This window comes from Amycolatopsis sp. NPDC059657, from assembly GCF_042734395.1.
GTDB lineage: Bacteria > Actinomycetota > Actinomycetes > Mycobacteriales > Pseudonocardiaceae > Amycolatopsis.
The window spans coordinates 19,339-35,097 of sequence record NZ_JBHWEB010000099.1 but is presented as its reverse complement, the minus strand read 5'-3'; the positions used below and the strand labels follow the sequence as shown (position 1 = coordinate 35,097).

At 68.0% G+C, this 15,759-nt stretch carries 15 protein-coding genes; 11 read left to right on the top strand and 4 right to left on the bottom strand.

Annotated features, from left to right (window positions below; all coding sequences use genetic code 11):
* Positions 1-162: 162 nt before the first annotated feature.
* Together ACFV15_RS36500 and ACFV15_RS36495 are read left to right on the top strand one after the other, a co-directional pair.
* Positions 163-816, top strand: a complete 654-nt coding sequence (locus ACFV15_RS36500) for a GntR family transcriptional regulator (protein WP_378356457.1) — start codon at positions 163-165, stop codon at positions 814-816.
* Positions 816-1,811: a 1-aminocyclopropane-1-carboxylate deaminase gene (locus ACFV15_RS36495; RefSeq protein WP_378356455.1), complete on the top strand. Its 996-nt coding sequence runs from the start codon at positions 816-818 to the stop codon at positions 1,809-1,811. The genes ACFV15_RS36500 and ACFV15_RS36495 overlap by 1 nt, the downstream gene beginning before the upstream one ends.
* Here ACFV15_RS36495 and ACFV15_RS36490 read toward each other — a convergent pair.
* The gene (locus ACFV15_RS36490) at positions 1,794-2,681 is read right to left on the bottom strand and encodes a LysR family transcriptional regulator (protein WP_378356453.1); all 888 of its coding nucleotides are present in this window, start codon (positions 2,679-2,681) and stop codon (positions 1,794-1,796) included. The two genes, ACFV15_RS36495 and ACFV15_RS36490, sit on opposite strands and share 18 nt — an antisense overlap.
* Before the next feature lie 75 nt (positions 2,682-2,756).
* Between ACFV15_RS36490 and ACFV15_RS36485 the strand changes: the two genes are divergently transcribed.
* Positions 2,757-3,572, top strand: coding sequence for an oxaloacetate decarboxylase (locus ACFV15_RS36485; RefSeq protein WP_378356451.1), 816 nt, complete (start codon positions 2,757-2,759; stop codon positions 3,570-3,572).
* 34 nt (positions 3,573-3,606) lie between these two features.
* Here the strand turns inward: ACFV15_RS36485 and ACFV15_RS36480 are convergent, their stop codons facing one another.
* From ACFV15_RS36480 to ACFV15_RS36470, 3 genes are read right to left on the bottom strand one after another with little or no spacing between them, the layout of a single operon-like run.
* Positions 3,607-3,990: a RidA family protein gene (locus ACFV15_RS36480; protein WP_091298263.1), complete on the bottom strand. Its 384-nt coding sequence runs from the start codon at positions 3,988-3,990 to the stop codon at positions 3,607-3,609.
* A complete protein-coding gene (locus ACFV15_RS36475; RefSeq protein ID WP_378356450.1) occupies positions 3,990-4,751 on the bottom strand; it encodes an IclR family transcriptional regulator in 762 nt (253 codons plus the stop codon). Before ACFV15_RS36475 ends, ACFV15_RS36480 begins: the two co-directional genes overlap by 1 nt.
* On the bottom strand, positions 4,748-5,671 hold the full coding sequence (locus ACFV15_RS36470) for a sugar kinase (RefSeq protein WP_378356461.1): 924 nt from the start codon (positions 5,669-5,671) through the stop codon (positions 4,748-4,750). The genes ACFV15_RS36475 and ACFV15_RS36470 overlap by 4 nt, the downstream gene beginning before the upstream one ends.
* A gap of 158 nt (positions 5,672-5,829) precedes the next feature.
* On the opposite strand from ACFV15_RS36470, the gene ACFV15_RS36465 reads away from it, so the two are divergent.
* From ACFV15_RS36465 to ACFV15_RS36430, 8 genes are read left to right on the top strand one after another with little or no spacing between them, the layout of a single operon-like run.
* The gene (locus ACFV15_RS36465) at positions 5,830-7,131 is read left to right on the top strand and encodes an amino acid deaminase (RefSeq protein ID WP_378356448.1); all 1,302 of its coding nucleotides are present in this window, start codon (positions 5,830-5,832) and stop codon (positions 7,129-7,131) included.
* On the top strand, positions 7,131-8,729 hold the full coding sequence (locus ACFV15_RS36460; RefSeq protein WP_378356447.1) for an amidohydrolase family protein: 1,599 nt from the start codon (positions 7,131-7,133) through the stop codon (positions 8,727-8,729). Before ACFV15_RS36465 ends, ACFV15_RS36460 begins: the two co-directional genes overlap by 1 nt.
* Entirely contained in the window at positions 8,723-10,111 is a 1,389-nt protein-coding gene (locus ACFV15_RS36455) for a GntP family permease (protein ID WP_378356445.1), read from the top strand. The genes ACFV15_RS36460 and ACFV15_RS36455 overlap by 7 nt, the downstream gene beginning before the upstream one ends.
* Positions 10,112-10,146: 35 nt before the next feature.
* Entirely contained in the window at positions 10,147-11,277 is a 1,131-nt protein-coding gene (locus tag ACFV15_RS36450; protein ID WP_378356443.1) for a lactonase family protein, read from the top strand.
* A 14-nt stretch (positions 11,278-11,291) separates the two neighbouring features.
* Positions 11,292-12,575: an extracellular solute-binding protein gene (locus tag ACFV15_RS36445; protein ID WP_378356442.1), complete on the top strand. Its 1,284-nt coding sequence runs from the start codon at positions 11,292-11,294 to the stop codon at positions 12,573-12,575.
* Entirely contained in the window at positions 12,576-13,532 is a 957-nt protein-coding gene (locus ACFV15_RS36440) for a carbohydrate ABC transporter permease (RefSeq protein ID WP_378356440.1), read from the top strand. It abuts the gene before it with no gap.
* A complete protein-coding gene (locus ACFV15_RS36435; protein ID WP_378356439.1) occupies positions 13,523-14,374 on the top strand; it encodes a carbohydrate ABC transporter permease in 852 nt (283 codons plus the stop codon). The genes ACFV15_RS36440 and ACFV15_RS36435 overlap by 10 nt, the downstream gene beginning before the upstream one ends.
* The gene (locus ACFV15_RS36430) at positions 14,371-15,750 is read left to right on the top strand and encodes a beta-N-acetylhexosaminidase (protein ID WP_378356438.1); all 1,380 of its coding nucleotides are present in this window, start codon (positions 14,371-14,373) and stop codon (positions 15,748-15,750) included. Before ACFV15_RS36435 ends, ACFV15_RS36430 begins: the two co-directional genes overlap by 4 nt.
* The last annotated feature ends 9 nt before the right edge of the window (positions 15,751-15,759 follow it).

Sequence of the window (15,759 nt, the reverse complement as noted above, 5' to 3'; positions counted from 1 at the left end):
CGCAAAAACGGCATCCACATCCTGACCGCACTCCACAACGCCATCACCGGCAACCCCTGGCTACCAACCAACCCAGCAACCACCTGACTAGTTACCTGACCGGTTCTAACCGGCCATACCACTCACGACCCCTTTTTGCGTTCTGCGCGGGCGACAACTAAAATGTTAGATGTGAGTAGCTTACCCAGGTTGTCGCGCTCGCTCCTGCGTGACGAGGCCTACGAGACACTGCGCCGCGCCATCATCGACGGCACGCTCGCGCCGGGCGCGAACCTGCGTGACGCCGACCTCGCCGAGGAGCTGGGCCTGTCGCGTGCGCCGGTGCGCCAGGCGCTGACCAAGCTCGCAGCCGAGGGGCTCGTCGACTCGAAGCCGCAGAGCTACACCCGTGTCGCGCCGGTCGTGACCGACGACGTCCGCGACGCGCTGCGTCTCGTCCGCGGCTTGCACGAGCTGGCGATCCGCGACGCACTCCCCCGTATGGGCGAGCCGCGGCTGACCGCGATGCGTGAAGCCAACGCCGAGTTCAGCCAGGCGATCAACCGTGGCGACGTCGACGCCGCCATCGCCGCCGACGACCGGCTGCACGCCGTGCCCGTCGAGGCGTGCGGCAACCGCGCGCTCGCGGCCACCCTCGACCGCTACACCCCGCTGCTCCGCCGTCTCGAATACGCGCGTTTCGGTTCGCTGCCCGCCCACCGTTCGGTGAAGCGCCACGAGGAGCTCATCGACGCGATCACCACCCAGGACGCCGAGGCCGCCACGCGCATCACCCGCACGATCTGGACCGAGCTGGAATCACTGCTGGAGGACTGATGATCGACTTCGCCCGCTACCCGCTGCTGATCGGCCCCTCCCCCGTCCACGCGCTCGACCGCCTCACCGCCCATCTCGGCGGTGCGAAGATCTGGGCGAAGCGCGAGGACCTCAACTCCGGCCTGGCCTTCGGCGGCAACAAGACCCGCAAGCTCGAGTACCTGGTCGCCGAGGCGCTCGCGCAGGGCGCCGACACGCTCATCTCGATCGGCGGCGTCCAGTCCAACCACACCCGCCAGGTCGCGGCGGCCGCCGCCCGCGCGGGCCTGAAGGCCGTGCTCGTGCAGGAAAGCTGGGTCGACTGGAACGACCCGCTCTACGACCGCGTCGGCAACATCCAGCTCTCGCGGATGCTCGGCGCCGACATCCGGATGGTCGACGCGGGCTTCGGCATCAGCTTCAAGCAGAGCTGGGAGGACGCGATCAAGGAGATCGAAGCAGGCGGCGGCAAGCCGTACGCCATCCCGGCGGGCGGCTCCGACCATCGGCTCGGCGGCCTCGGTTTCGCCAACTGGATCGTCGAACTCGAAGCACAGGAACAAGAACTCGGCGTCTTCTTCGACACGATCGTCGTCTGCTCGGTCACCGGCAGCACCCAGGCGGGCATGATCGCGGGCACCGCGCTGACCGGCAAACCCCGCCGTGTCATCGGCATCGACGCCTCGGCCAAGCCTGCCGAGACCCGCGACCAGGTCACCCGCATCGCCCGCGCCACCGCGGACCTGATCGGCGCACCCGAGCCAGCCGAGACCGAACTCGACGAGCGCTACCACGCGGGCATCTACGGCATCCCCGACGAGTCCACAGTGGACGCCATCCACACGGCCGCGCGCCTCGAAGGCATGATCACCGACCCGGTCTACGAGGGCAAGTCCATGGCAGGCCTCATCGATCTTGTCACCCGCGGCGAGATCGCCAAGGACTCGAACGTGCTCTACGCCCACCTCGGCGGCCAGCCCGCGATCAACGGCTACACCTCAGTGCTCGGTCAGTAAGCCCGGCGTGTGATCGGCCAGCACTCGCAGGAAGTCCGTCGCCGACCGACTCTGGTGACCGCCGATCCGGCGGACGGCGACGACAGGGACGCGCGCATGCATGCTGGGCACGTCGATCACACGCAGGCTGCCGATCCGCACCTCCTCGCGGACGCTGCTGAGCGGCATCAGCGCGATGCCGAGTCCGGCCTCGACCAGCCGTTTCTGGGCGGTGAGGCTGTCGACCGCGGTGATCGACGGGTTCTCCAGCTGACGTTCGAGAAGCGTGCGGAAAGAGTCCGGGCGGCCGCGCCCGGCCGGGAAGCCGAGCCACTTCTCGTCACGCAGCGGGCCCAGATCCGGCAACACGGAGTCGGTGACCCGGTGCGAGGCGGGAACGACGACGTACAGCTTCTCCTCGCCGAGCGGAATCGACTCCAGTTTGGCGTCGGCGCGATAGCGCAGGCCGAGGTCCGCCTCGCCACTGCGCACCAGCGCGCTCACCTCACGGCTGGTCGCGGTGCGGAGGTCGACCGCGATCGCGGCCTTGGCCGTGAACTCCCGCAGCGCGTCCACGATGTGCGAGTCAGCGAGTGTGCCGACAATGGCCAGCCGGAGTGGCAGCGCGCCACGTGACCGATCCCGGACGGCCCGCTCGCCGTCTCGGACAGCGGCCAGCGCGGCTTCGGCGTGCGGCAGCAGGGCGTGCCCCGCGTCGGTGAGGACCATCCGTCTGCCGACTCGCTCGAACAGCTTCGCGTCGAGCGACTGCTCCAGCTCGTGGATCCGCCTGCTGATCGCGGGCTGGGAACGGTCGAGCCGCCTGGCGGCCTCGGTGTAGCCGCCCACCTCGGCGATACAGACGAAGGCTTCGATCTCGTCGAGCGTCACGCCATCAGTATTCCTGATGGGCAGGCTCAACACTATGCATTTGCATGATGGAAAGCTCGCGAGCACGATGAACTGATGACCGATCAAGCAGCGAAAGCCACACGATTCCGAGCCCTGCACGAGCGGCCGGAACCCTTGCTACTGCCGAATCCTTGGGATGCCGGAACGGCCCGCGTGCTGGCCGGGCTCGGCTTCGAAGCACTCGCCACCACCAGCCTCGGCGTGGCCAACTCGGCGGGCCGCACCCGCGCGAGCCGTCAGGAAATACTGGACAACTGCCGAGTCGTCAACGACGCGACGACGTTGCCGGTGACCGCCGATCTCGAGAACTGCTTCGCCGACGATCCCGCCGAGGCGGCACAGATGATCGAGGTGGCCTACGAGTACGGCGCGGTCGGAGCGTCCATCGAGGACCACACGGGCGACCATCACGTGCCGATCTACGACTTCGCGCTGTCGGTCGACCGGGTACGAGCGGCGGTCGAGGTGACACGGAATCTGCCCATTCCCTTCGTGCTGACCGCGCGGGCCGAGAACCACATCCACGGCGTGGACGATCTCGACAACACGATCAGGCGGTTACAGGCTTACGCAGACGCGGGCGCCGACGTGCTCTACGCGCCAGGCCTTCGCACACTCGACGAGATGCGCGCGGTGGTCTCGTCGGTCAGCAAGCCCGTCAACGTCGTGATGGGGTTCGCGGATCCGTCGATCACGCTGGAGCAGCTGGCTGAGATCGGCGTACGCCGGGTGAGCATCGGCGCCGCGCTGTCCAGGCTCGCGCTGAAGTCCTTTATGGACGGCGCAAGGCAGATGCGCGCGGGCACTTTCGGGTTCGTGGCCGACCTGCCGCCGATTCCGGAGCTGCACCGGGCGTTCGGCACGGCATAGGGCGCCGAGATGACGGCGCCCTATGCGCGGGGACTCAGTCGCCGAGTACGGCGAGCACGTCGATCTCGACCAGCAGGCCTGCCGGGAGGCCGACGTAGACCGTGGTGCGGGCGGGGAACACCCCGGACACCAGGGTGTCGTAGACCTTGTTGAACTCGGCGAAGTGGTCGACGTCGGTGAGGTAGACGCGGACCATCAGCACGTCGTCGAAGCTGGAACCCGCCGCCTCGAGCACGGCGTTCAGGTTCGCGAAGGTCTGCTTGGTCTGCTCGGTGACCGTGTCGCCGACGATGGCGCCGGTGGCCGGGTCGAAGCCGACCTGACCGGCCACCTGCAGGATGTTGCCCTTGCGGACACCCTGCGAGAACGACGCGATCGGGGTCGGCGCGTTCTCGGTGGTGATCGCGGTCTTGCCCATTACTTTCCCCTTTCCATGTTCCCCGTCCATCCACTGTGGACGGAAGCTTCGGCCGCGGCGGCGACCAGTTCCGGGACGAGCCCCATCAGGCCGTCGTAGTCGAGCAGCACCTTCGGCACCGACATCGACGCCGCGGCCAGCACCTCACCCCGCGCGCCGCGGATCGGGGCGGCGATGCAGTGGATGAAGTCCTCGTGCTCGGCGTTGTCGACCGCGTAGCCACGGTCGGACACGTGCGCGAGCTCGACCAGGAAGTCCGACGCGTTGGAGATGGTGTTCGGTGTGAGGCGGACATAGTCGATGGCCTCGGCGACCTGGAGACGGCGTTCCGGCGGCATCGCGGCGACCAGTACCTTGCCGACGGCCGTGCAGTGCAGCGGCGCGCGTTTGCCGATGCGCGAGTACATGCGGACCGAATGGCGGCCCTCGTACTTGTCGATGTAGACCACCTCACCGTCCTCATAGGACGCGAGGTGGATCGTGTGCCCGGTGCGGGCGTTGAGTTCCGACAGCGCGGGCTGCGAGGTACGCCGCACGTCGCGGTCTTCGAGCGCCCGGTTGGCGAGGTCGAACAGCGCGCTGCCCAGCCGGTAGTACCGGGTGCCCTCGCGGCGCACGAAGTGGTGCGACTCGAGCGTGCGCAGCAGCCGCAGCACGGTCGACTTGTGCACGCCGATCTCCTCGGCGAGGTCGTCGAGCGTTTTCGGACCGCTCGCGAGCCCCGTGAGCACGGTGAGCGCGCGGTCCAGGCTCTGGCTCATGCTCCACCCAGCCTTGCGTCGGCCCAGTCTCGGTCATCGGCGGCGAGCAGCCGCGCGATGACGTCGCCGGGTAGTGGTTCGCCCACGTCGTCGTGGGTGAGCAGGGTGGCGGCGGCCTGCAGGTGACCGCGCCGCAGGCGGGTCAGCGGGTCGTCGCCGCGCAGCGTGGCCGCCAGGAAACCGGCCGCGAACGCGTCGCCGGCGCCGACGGGCTCGACCACGTCGACCTTCAGCGCGGGCGAGAACAGGACGTTGCCGTCTTCGAGCAGGGTCACGCCACGCTCGCCGTGCTTGACCACCAGCGTGCGCGGTGACGGCAGCAGCTCGCGCAGCCGCGCGGGATCGCCTGTCCCCCAAACACTTTCAGCTTCCTCGTCGCCGGTGAGCACGATGTCGGCCTGCGCCGCGAGCGCACGCAGCACGCCGGGATCGCGGTCGGTCCAGAGCGCGGGCCGGAAGTTGACGTCGAACGAGACGAGCGTGCCGGGTTTCGGCTTCGCGAGGATCGCGCGCACCAGCTCGTGGCAGCTATCCGACAGCGCCGGGGTGATCCCGGACAGGTGCACCACGCGCACGCCGGTGAAGTCGATCTTCTCCAGCAGCTCGGGTCCCATGCCGGAGGCCGCGGAGCCCGTCCGGTAGTACCGCACCGGGCTCCCGGAGGAACCGCTTTCCTTGATGTACAGGCCGGTCGGCCGGGTCGGGTCGACGTATACCCCGCTCACGTCGACGCCGGCGGCCGCGATCTCCGCGAGCAGCGCCCGCCCGAACGGGTCGTCGCCGACGGCGCTCACCCAGGCACTGGACAGTCCCAGCCCCGGCAGATGCGACGCCAGGTTCGACTCGGCGCCGCCGATCGTCCGCTTCCAAGTGCGCACCCGATCGGGTGGACCACTCTCCGCGGGAACGAACAACGCCATCGACTCGCCGATGCACAGCACAGCGCTCGCCACTGACCATCTCCCCGCCGTCTAGCTCCCGTTGACCTGCAGCGCACCGGATGCTACACCTATGGCGCGCAACATACGCAACGCCCATTGCAACATACGCAACCAAAGATGAGGCACAGGTGACGGGGATGAATCAGCCTGCGGACGCTTGCACCCTGGACTCTGCCGCTTTGGCGGCGATCCGAGAAGAGCCTCTCGGCTGGAACTTCCGTGCCAGCGCGCCGTCGCTGACAGGCCTGACGCTGGACAAGGCGGCCGAGCAGCGGCTCGACCTCTTCGACGGCGGGTTCTTCGGTCCCTTCGTCGTGCTCGACGCCGACGCGCTGGAGCACAACCTCACCACGATGGCGCGCTGGTGCGCGGCGCGTGGTGTCCAGCTCGCGCCGCACGGCAAGACGACCATGGCACCGCAGCTCTACCAGCGCCAGGCCGAGCTGGGCGCCTGGGCGATCACCGCCGCCAACGCGGGCCAGGTGCGTGTCTACCGCGCGTTCGGCGTGTCCCGGATCCTGCTGGCGAACCAGCTCGTCGACCCCGCCGGCCTGCGCTGGGTGTCCGCCGAACTCGACCGCGACCCGGGTTTCGAGTTCAGCTGCTGGGTCGACTCGGTCCGCAGCGTCGAGCTGATGACCGAAGCGCTCCAGGGCTCGCGGCGCCAGGTCGACGTCATCCTCGAACTCGGCGCCGATGGCGGCCGGACCGGAGCCCGCGACACCAGGACCGCGCTCGCCATCGCCGAGGCCGCGCACGCGAGCCCCGTGCTGCGCCTGATCGGCACCGGCGGCTACGAGGGCGCGCTCTCGCACGACACCGACGAAACGGCGCTGGCCCTCATCCACTCCTATGTGGACGGACTACGTGAGCTCGCGATCTCCTTGCATGCCAAGGGACTCATCACCGGCCAGGTGGTGGTCACCGCGGGTGGCAGCGCGTACTTCGACCAGGTCGCCGACGCGCTGACCAGTGGCTGGCCCGAGGGCGTCGACGTGCTCCCGGTGTTGCGCAGCGGCGCCTACCTCACCCACGACGACGGCTTCTACCGCGGCATCTCGCCGCTCGGCGAGCACCCGCGCATCTCCGACAGCGCGCCGTTCCGCCCTGCGCTGCGCGCGTGGGCGCAGGTCACCTCCAACCCCGCGAAGGACCTCGCGCTGCTGACCATCGGCAAGCGCGACGCGTCCTTCGACGAAGGCCTGCCCGAGCCGCAGCTGCTGCGCAAGGACGGCCGGGTCAGCGAGCTGACCGGTCACGAGATCACCAAGCTCAACGACCAGCACGCGTTCCTCGCGCTGCCGGAGGGCTCGCCGGTCCAGGTCGGCGACTGGGTCGGGCTCGGGCTTTCCCATCCGTGCACGGTGTTCGACAAGTGGTCGCTGATCCCGGTTGTCAACGGCACCACCGTGATCGACTTCGTCAGGACGTACTTCTGATGGACATCGTCTTCCGAGGAGTCTTGGTCGCCGACGGCACCGGCGCCCCGCTCACCCGTCACGACGTCGGCGTCACCGGTGACCGCGTCGCTGATGTCGCCGAAGCCGGATCGCTGGTGGGCAAGCGCGTGATCGACGGGGACGGGCTCGTGCTCGCGCCCGGGTTCATCGATATGCATTCACACTCCGACCTGCAGGTGCTCGCGCAGCCGGACCATCTCGCGAAGGTTTCGCAGGGCGTAACGAGCGAGGTGCTCGGCCAGGACGGCCTGTCCTACGCACCCGTCGACGACAGCACGCTCGAAGGCCTGCGCCAGCAGCTCGCGGGCTGGAACGACGACCCGGCCGGGTTCGACTGGAACTGGCGCTCGGTCGGCGAGTACCTCGACCGGCTCGACCAGGGCATCGCGGTCAACGCGGCTTACCTCGTCCCGCAGGGTTCGGTGCGCATGCTCGCGGTCGGCTGGGACGACCGCCCGGCCACCGACGCCGAGCTCGTCAAGATGAAAGAGCTGGTAGCGCAAGGACTCGCCGAAGGCGCGATGGGCATGTCCTCCGGGCTCACCTACACACCGGGGATGTACGCGTCGACCCAGGAGCTCGTCGACTTGTGCGAGGTCGTCGGCCAGTGCGGCGGCTTCTACAGCCCGCACCACCGCAGCTACGGCAAGGGCGCGCTGGAGGCGTTCGCCGAGATGGTCGACGTCTCGCGCCGCTCCGGCTGCCCGCTGCACCTCGCGCACGCGACGATGAACTTCTCGGTCAACAAAGGGAAAGCGAGCCTCCTGCTGGACCTGCTCGACGAGGCGCTCGACGACGGCTGCGACATCTCGCTCGACACCTACCCCTACCTGCCCGGCGCGACGTACCTGTCCGCGCTGCTGCCGAGCTGGGCCACGGAAGGCGGGCTGGAGCCGACGCTGGCAAGGTTGTCCGATGTGGACACACGGGAGCGGATCCGGGCCGAGATCGAGGAGACCGGGTCCGACGGCGCGCACGGCGTGCCGATCGACTGGGACAGCATCGAGATCAACGGTGTCCGCAACAGCCGCAACGACCATCTCGTCGGCCACTCGGTCAAGGTGTCGGCCAAGGCCGCGGGCACCACACCATCCACTTTGTACTTCGACACCCTGCTCGACGAGCGGCTCGGCACCAGCTGCCTGATGCACGTCGGGCACGAAGAAAACGTCCAGGCGATCATGCGGCACCGGACACACACCGGCGGCAGCGACGGTCTACTGGTGGGCAGCAGGCCGCACCCGCGCGCCTGGGGCACCTTCCCGCGTTACCTCGCGCGGTACGTCCGCGAGCTCGGCGTGCTCGGTCTTTCCGAGTGCGTCGCGCATCTCACCGGACGCGCCGCTCGCCGGTTGCGCCTCACCGACCGCGGGCTCGTCAGAGCGGGCCACGCGGCCGATCTCGTGCTGTTCGATCCGGAAACCGTCCGTGACACAGCCACTTTCGACGACCCGAGGCAGCAGGCCGAAGGTATCCCCTATGTCTTCGTCAACGGCGTCGCCGCGATCGACGACGGCCGCCCGACCGGTGCGCTGGCCGGGCATTCGTTAAGGAATCCCGGGAGGGATCAATGCTGAACTGGCTGCAACACTCCACCGGCGGGCTGCTCACGCTGGCCGCGGTCTCGATCGCGCTGCTGCTCTTCATGATCATCCGCTGGAAGGTCGAGCCCTTCATCGCGCTGATCGTGGTCGGCCTGCTCACCGCGCTGGCCGCCGGCCTGCCGGTCGGCACGCTCGTCGGCTCGGCGCAGAAGGCCTCGGATTCCCTGCTGGAAAAGGGTTTCGGCGGTATTCTCGGCCACATCACGGCGATCATCGGCCTCGGCACGCTGCTCGGGTCCATCCTGGAGAAATCCGGCGGCGCCCGCGTGCTCACCACCGCGCTGCTGCGCGCGTTCGGCGAGAAGCGCGCACCGCTGGCGATGGGCATCGCCGGTCTGATCTTCGGTATCCCGGTCTTCTTCGACATCGGCATCTTCGTGCTCGCGCCACTGGTCTACGTCGCGGCGAAGCAGGGCGGGAAATCGCTCGTGCTGTACGCGTTGCCTTTGCTGGCAGGCCTTTCCGTGACGCACGCGTTCCTGCCGCCGCACCCCGGCCCAGTGGCCGCGGCCGGTCTGCTGCACGTCGAGCTCGGCTGGATCATCCTGATGGGCGCGGTCTGCGCGATCCCGGCGTGGTTCATCGGCGGCGTGCTGTACTCGTCCTGGATCGGCAAACGGCTGCACATCGAGGTCCCGGAAGAGATGCTGGTCGCCGACGAGTCCGAAGAGGACGCGAACGCGCCTTCGCTCGGGCTGGTCGCCGGGATCATCGCGGTGCCGCTGGTGCTCATCCTCGCCGGCACGTTCGGCAGCATCTGGCTGCCGAAGTCCAACAAGACGCTGACCGGGATCGCCGCGTTCATCGGCACCCCTGCCGTCGCGCTGACCATTTCGACGCTGCTCGCCTCGTGGCTGCTCGGACTGCGCCGCGGGATGACGGGCAAGGACCTGAACGAACTGTCGGCCAAGGCGCTGCGCCCGGTCGCGATGATCCTGCTCGTCGTCGGCGCGGGCGCTTTCTTCGGCGCCGTGCTGTCCGCCACCGGTATCGGCGGCGCGGTCGCCGGATCGCTGAAGAATGCCGGGCTGCCGGTCATTCTCGCCGCATATGTGATCAGCTGCGGGATGAGGATTGCACAGGGTTCGGCAACCGTCGCGATCGTCACCACCAGTGGCATCATCGCGCCGACGGTCACCTCACTCGGATATTCCCAGGTACAGCTGGCTTTGCTGGTGGTCGCGATCTCCGCCGGTTCGATCATCGCGTCCCATGTCAACGACGGCGGATTCTGGATCGTTTCCCGGTACTTCAACATGTCCGTGCCGGAAACCCTGAAAACTTGGACGGTTTTGGAAACAGTCCTTTCCATTTCGGGTTTCGCCGTGGCAGCATTGCTGATGGCAGTGGTCTAAACCACGAAGCACACACTTACCGGGGAGTTACCATCATGACCGGTCTCAACCGTCGTACCTTCCTAGGCGCGGTAGGCGCCGCCGGAATCGCCAGTGTCGTCGGGGCCAGGGTCGCGGGCGCGACCGGGCCGCACAGCTACGGGAGTGGCGCCATCTACATCAGCAGCTACACCGACAACGGCGGCCACGGCCTCGACGTCGCCCACCGCACCGGCACCGACCCCGCGCTCAAGGTGGACCGGACCATTTCCGGGGTGAACGCCGCTTCGTGGTTCGACATCAGCGCCGACAAGAAGACGCTGTTCGTCACCAACGAGGAAGACAGCAACGGCACCATCTCCTCGTTCAGCCTGGCGGACCCCACGAAGCCGAAGCTGCTCAGCAAGAAGTCGACCAAGGGCAAGGGCCCCACGCACCTGGTCGTGCACACCAGCCAGAAGTACGTGCTCGGCGCGAACTACACCAGCGGCGACGTCGTCGTGCTGCCGATCCTCGCGGGCGGCAAGCTCGGCGACGCCACCGATCTTGTCAAGCACAAAGGCGCCGAGCGGCCGGCGAACGCGCACCAAGTGGTCAACGACCCGACTGGCCGCTGGGTGCTGAGCGTCGACCTCGGCGCCGACTCGGTCTACGTCTACTCGCTCAACGTGACGACCGGCAAGCTCAAGCTGAACCAGCAGCTCAAGCTCCCTTCGGGCGCGGGCCCCCGGCACCTGGCGTTCAGCAGGGACGGCAAGTACGCCTACATCCTCGGCGAGCTTCGCGCCGAGGTCACCGTCGCGGCGTGGGACGCGGCCACGGGGAAGCTCACCCCCGGCCAGGTCGTCGCGGCCGTTCCGCAGGGCACCCCCGGCGAGCAGTACCCCGGCGAGATCATCACCTCGTCCGACGGCAAGTTCGTCTACGCGTCCGTGCGCGGCTCGGACACGATCGCGAGCTTCGCGATCTCCGACGGCGGCAAGACGCTGAAGCTGATCAGCAACGTCAAGGTCGGCGGTACCTACCCACGCCACATCACGCTCGACCCGTCCGAGCAGTGGTTCTACGTCTCGAGCGACAAGTCCGGCACCTTGAGCTGGCTCCCGCGTGACCCGGCGACCGGCCTGCCCGGCGCGGTCAAGGGCAAGCTGTCCATCCCCCAGGTGAACTCGGTGCGCTTCTTCTAAGGAGAGTTTTCGACATGAGAATCCGACGCACCCTCGCCGGGCTCGCGGTTCTGGGGCTCGCCGCCGGTTGCGCCCCGACCCAGTCGGCTCCGGCCGCCGGTGGGGACGAGAAGACCGGCACCCTGCGGGTCTGGCTGTTCGACGAGGCCAACCGGGCGCCGAAGGAGGCGACGGTCAAGGAGGCCATCGCCGAGTTCAAGGCCGCGCACTCCGGCGTGGAGATCGACGTGCAGTGGATCCCGGTCGAGGGGCGTGCGGACAAGTTCTCCGGCGCCTTCAACGATCCGTCCAACGCACCCGACGTCGCCGAGTACGGCAACACCGACGCCGCGAGCTACGTCGAGACCGGCGCGCTCACCGACCTGACCGGCGACCTGCAGAGCTGGAAGGAAGGCGCCGACCTGGTGCCGAGCGTGCTCGACACCGCCAAGGTGAGCGGCAAGGTCTACGGCCTGCCGTGGTTCACCGGTGTCCGCGCGTTGTACTACCGCACCGACATCTTCACCGAGCTGGGCCTCACCCCGCCGAAGACGATGGCGGAGCTGGCGGAGACCGCGCGCAAGATCCGGGCCAAGAAGCCGGATCTGTACGGCATCTCCGTCGGTGGCAAGTACATCTACGCGATCATGCCGTACCTGTGGGCAGCCGGTGGCGAACTGGCCAAACAGGACGGTCCACGATGGACTTCCGCGTTGAACACCGAAGCGTCGAAGACCGGCCTCACCACGTACGCGAACCTGCTGAAGGCGGACATCTGCCCGCCGGAACAGTGCGCGAACCTCACCGGGACGCAGAGCATCACGGCGTTCGCGGGCGGCAAGGCCGGTATGTCGATCGGCGGTGACTTCAACCGCAAGGCCGTCGAAGCCGGCGCGGTGAAGGGCAAGTACGCGGTCGTCCCGCTGCCCGGCACCACGGCGGGCAAGATCGCTCCGGCGTTCGCGGGCGGCAACCTGCTCGGCGTGTTCAACGCCAGCAAGCGCCGTGGTCTCGGCGTCGAGTTCATCCAGCTGCTCGGCGGGGCGAAGTACCAGGCGAAGATGTACCAGGGCATGGGCAACCTGCCCACGCTCGGCTCGGTGCAGCAGCAGGTTTCGGAGAGCGACCCGTTCCTCAAGCCGTTCGTCGAGACGGTGAAGGCGGGCACCAGGTTCGTGCCGGTCACACCCTCGTGGGCACGGATCGACGCGCAGAACATCCTGCCGACCGCGGTGCAGCAGATCGCGACCGGCGGCCAGCCGGTGGACACCGCGCTCAGCGACGCGGCCGACAAGATGAACAAGGCGTTCGGGTCCTAAATGGCCACCGATCAGTTGACGCGTCCCGCCCCCGTCGCTCCTGTGCGCAAGACCGCCAGGAAGCGCGGGGACGGGCGCGCCGCCGCCTGGTACCTGGCTCCCGCGGGGATTCTCCTGCTCGCGCTGCTGGTGTACCCGATCTACCAGCTGGTCCTGATCTCGTTCTACGACTACGGCCAGCCGCAGGCCTCCGGGCGCGCACCGCTGAAGTTCCTCGGCTTCGCCAACTACCTGGACCTGTTCGAGAACGCGCAGTTCTGGACAGTGCTCGGCAAGACGGTCGGCTTCGCGGGCACCTGTGTCGTCGGCAGCCTGCTGGTCGGCACCGCACTGGCCGTGCTGGCGACCAGGGTGCGAGCCTTCCCTCGGATGCTGCTCTTCCTCGCGGCGCTGGCCGCTTGGGCGACGCCCGCGATGGCGGGCTCGTACGTCTGGCTGTTCCTGTTCGACGCCGATTTCGGCCTGGTGAACGAGATACTGGTCGGCATCGGCTTCGACGGCATGGCACACCACTCGTGGACCTTCGGCACGGTCAGCACGTTCGGGCTGGTCGCGGCCGAGGTGATCTGGTGCTCGTTCCCGTTCGTCATGGTCACCATGTACGCCGGGATACAGGCCATTCCGGGTGAGGTGCTCGAAGCATCCTCTTTGGACGGCGCGACGTGGTTCCGCACCACCCGGTCGGTGATCGTGCCGATGCTGCGGCCGCTGCTGATGATCGCGACCATCCAGTCGATCATCTGGGACTTCAAGGTGTTCACCCAGATCTACGTGATGACCAACGGCGGCGGCGTCGCCGGGCGCAACCTCGTGCTCAACGTCTACGCCTATCAGCAGGCGTTCGCCGGCTCGCAGTACGGGCTCGGCGCGGCGATCGGGGTCGTCATGACGCTGCTCCTGCTGTCGATCACCGGGCTGTACGTCCGGACGCAACGCAGGAGCGACGCATGGCTCTAGTACGCAAGCCCGGCAGGCTGGTCGCCGAGGTGGTGACCGTCGTGATCGCGGGCATCGTCGCCTTCCCGATCTACTGGATGGTCCTGTCGGCGCTGAAGCCGTCGGGCGAGATCCAGTCGGCGAACCCGAAGCCGTGGACGACCTCGCCGTCGTTCGAAAGTTTCAACCGGGTGCTCAACGTTTCAGGATTCGGGCAGTTCTTCCTGAACAGCGTGATCGTCGCGGTGGCCGTGGTGCTGCTGTCGCTGCTGATGTCCTTCTTGGCCGCGGTCGCGTTGACCAGGTTCAACTTCCGGGGGCGCACCGTCCTGCTGGTGATGCTCCTGGTCGCGCAGATGGTGCCGATCGAGGCGCTGACCATCCCGCTGTTCTTCCTGATGCGCTCGGTCGGTGACGTCGCACCCGCGTTCGGGCTCAACGAACTGGGCTCGCTGGTGCTGGTGCACCTGGCGTTCAGCCTGCCGTTCGCGATCTGGATGCTGCGCGGCTTCGTGGCCGCCGTGCCGGTCGAGCTGGAGGAAGCGGCCAAATTGGACGGTGCCAGCCGCTTGCGGTTCACCTGGCAGATCCTGTTCCCCTTGGTGGCGCCTGGCCTGGTGGCGATCAGCGTGCTCGCGTTCATCCACGCCTGGAACGACTTCCTGTTCGCGAAGACGTTCATCATCTCCAAGACCGACAACCAGACGCTGCCACAGGCGATCCTGGTCTTCTTCAAACCCGAGGACACCGATTGGGGCGCGGTGATGGCTTCGTCGACCTTGATGACGATTCCGGTGCTGATCTTCTTCGTGCTGGTGCAGCGCAGGCTGGTCTCGGGCATGGCGGGGGCGGTGAAGGGATGACCGGCTTCGAAGGGCTGCTCCCCCGCCCGGTTTCCGTGACGCCCCAGCCTGGTTCGTGCCCATGGCCGACCGAGGTGACAGTACGTTCGGCTTCGTTGCCGGCCGAGGGCTACCGGCTGGAGATCACGCCTTCCGGTGTGGTGTTGGAAGTAGCCGATGCGGCGGGCGAGTTCTACGGGCGCCAGACGTTGCGTCAGCTGGCCGGTCCGGCTTGGTTCCGATCCGTCCCGGGTGGACCGTCCACTGTGCCCTGTGGGGTGGTGGTCGACCATCCGCGGTTCGCCTGGCGCGGATGCCTGCTCGACGTCGCGCGGCATTTCCGGACGAAGGCCGAGGTGCTGCGGTTCATCGACCTGCTGGCGGCGCACAAGCTCAATGTGCTGCACCTGCACCTGACCGACGATCAGGGCTGGCGTATCGAGATTCCCGAGTTCCCGCGGCTCACTTCGGTCGGCGCGTGGCGCACGGGCTCGATGGTCGGCAGGCATGATGGCCCCGAGCGCGACGGCCGACCGCACGGCGGCTTTTATTCTTTGGACGACCTCCGCGAGATCGTCGCCTACGCCGGTTTGCGCGCGGTCACGGTGGTCCCGGAGATCGACATCCCCGGCCATGCCCGCGCGGCCATCGCGGCCTACCCATCGCTGGGTCCGGATCCGTCCGCGCAATGGGAAGTCTGGACGTCCTGGGGTATCAGCACCTCGTTGCTGAATACGGGTGAGTCCACAGTGGACTTCTTCACCGCGGTGTTCGACCAGCTGCTGGAGATCTTCCCGTCCGAGGTGATCGGCATCGGCGGCGACGAGGTCCCCGGCGCGACCGCCGAGCACGGCGCCTTCGTCCGCCGCATCATCGCGCACCTCGAGTCCCGCGGCCGCCGCGCGCTGTGCTGGGACGAGGTACTCGAGATCCCCGACCTCCCCAAGGTCATCATCAGCTCCTGGCAGAACTCGGAGGCGGGCGCCATCGCCGCCGCGGCAGGGCACGACGTGGTCATGTGCCCCGAGCAGCACGTGTATCTGGACCACCGCCAGTCCGATCACCCCGACGAGCCGATCCCGGTCGGCTACCTCCGCACGCTGGAGGACGTCTACGCCTACGACCCGGCGTTGCCAGGCATTCTCGGCGCCCAGGCTCAGGTATGGACCGAGCACTTGGACTCGGTGCGCCGCGTCGACTACGCGGCCTTTCCCCGCCTGTGCGCATTCGCGGAGGTCGCCTGGAGCCCGGTCGACGGGCGGGACTTCGCGGAGTTCCTGCCTCGCCTGCGTGATCACCACCTGCCCCGGCTGGACGCTTTGGGCGTCGAATACCGGCCGCTGGACGGCCCGCACCCGTGGCAGACACGGCCCGGCGTGCCGGGACGGCCCCGGTAAACTTCGGTT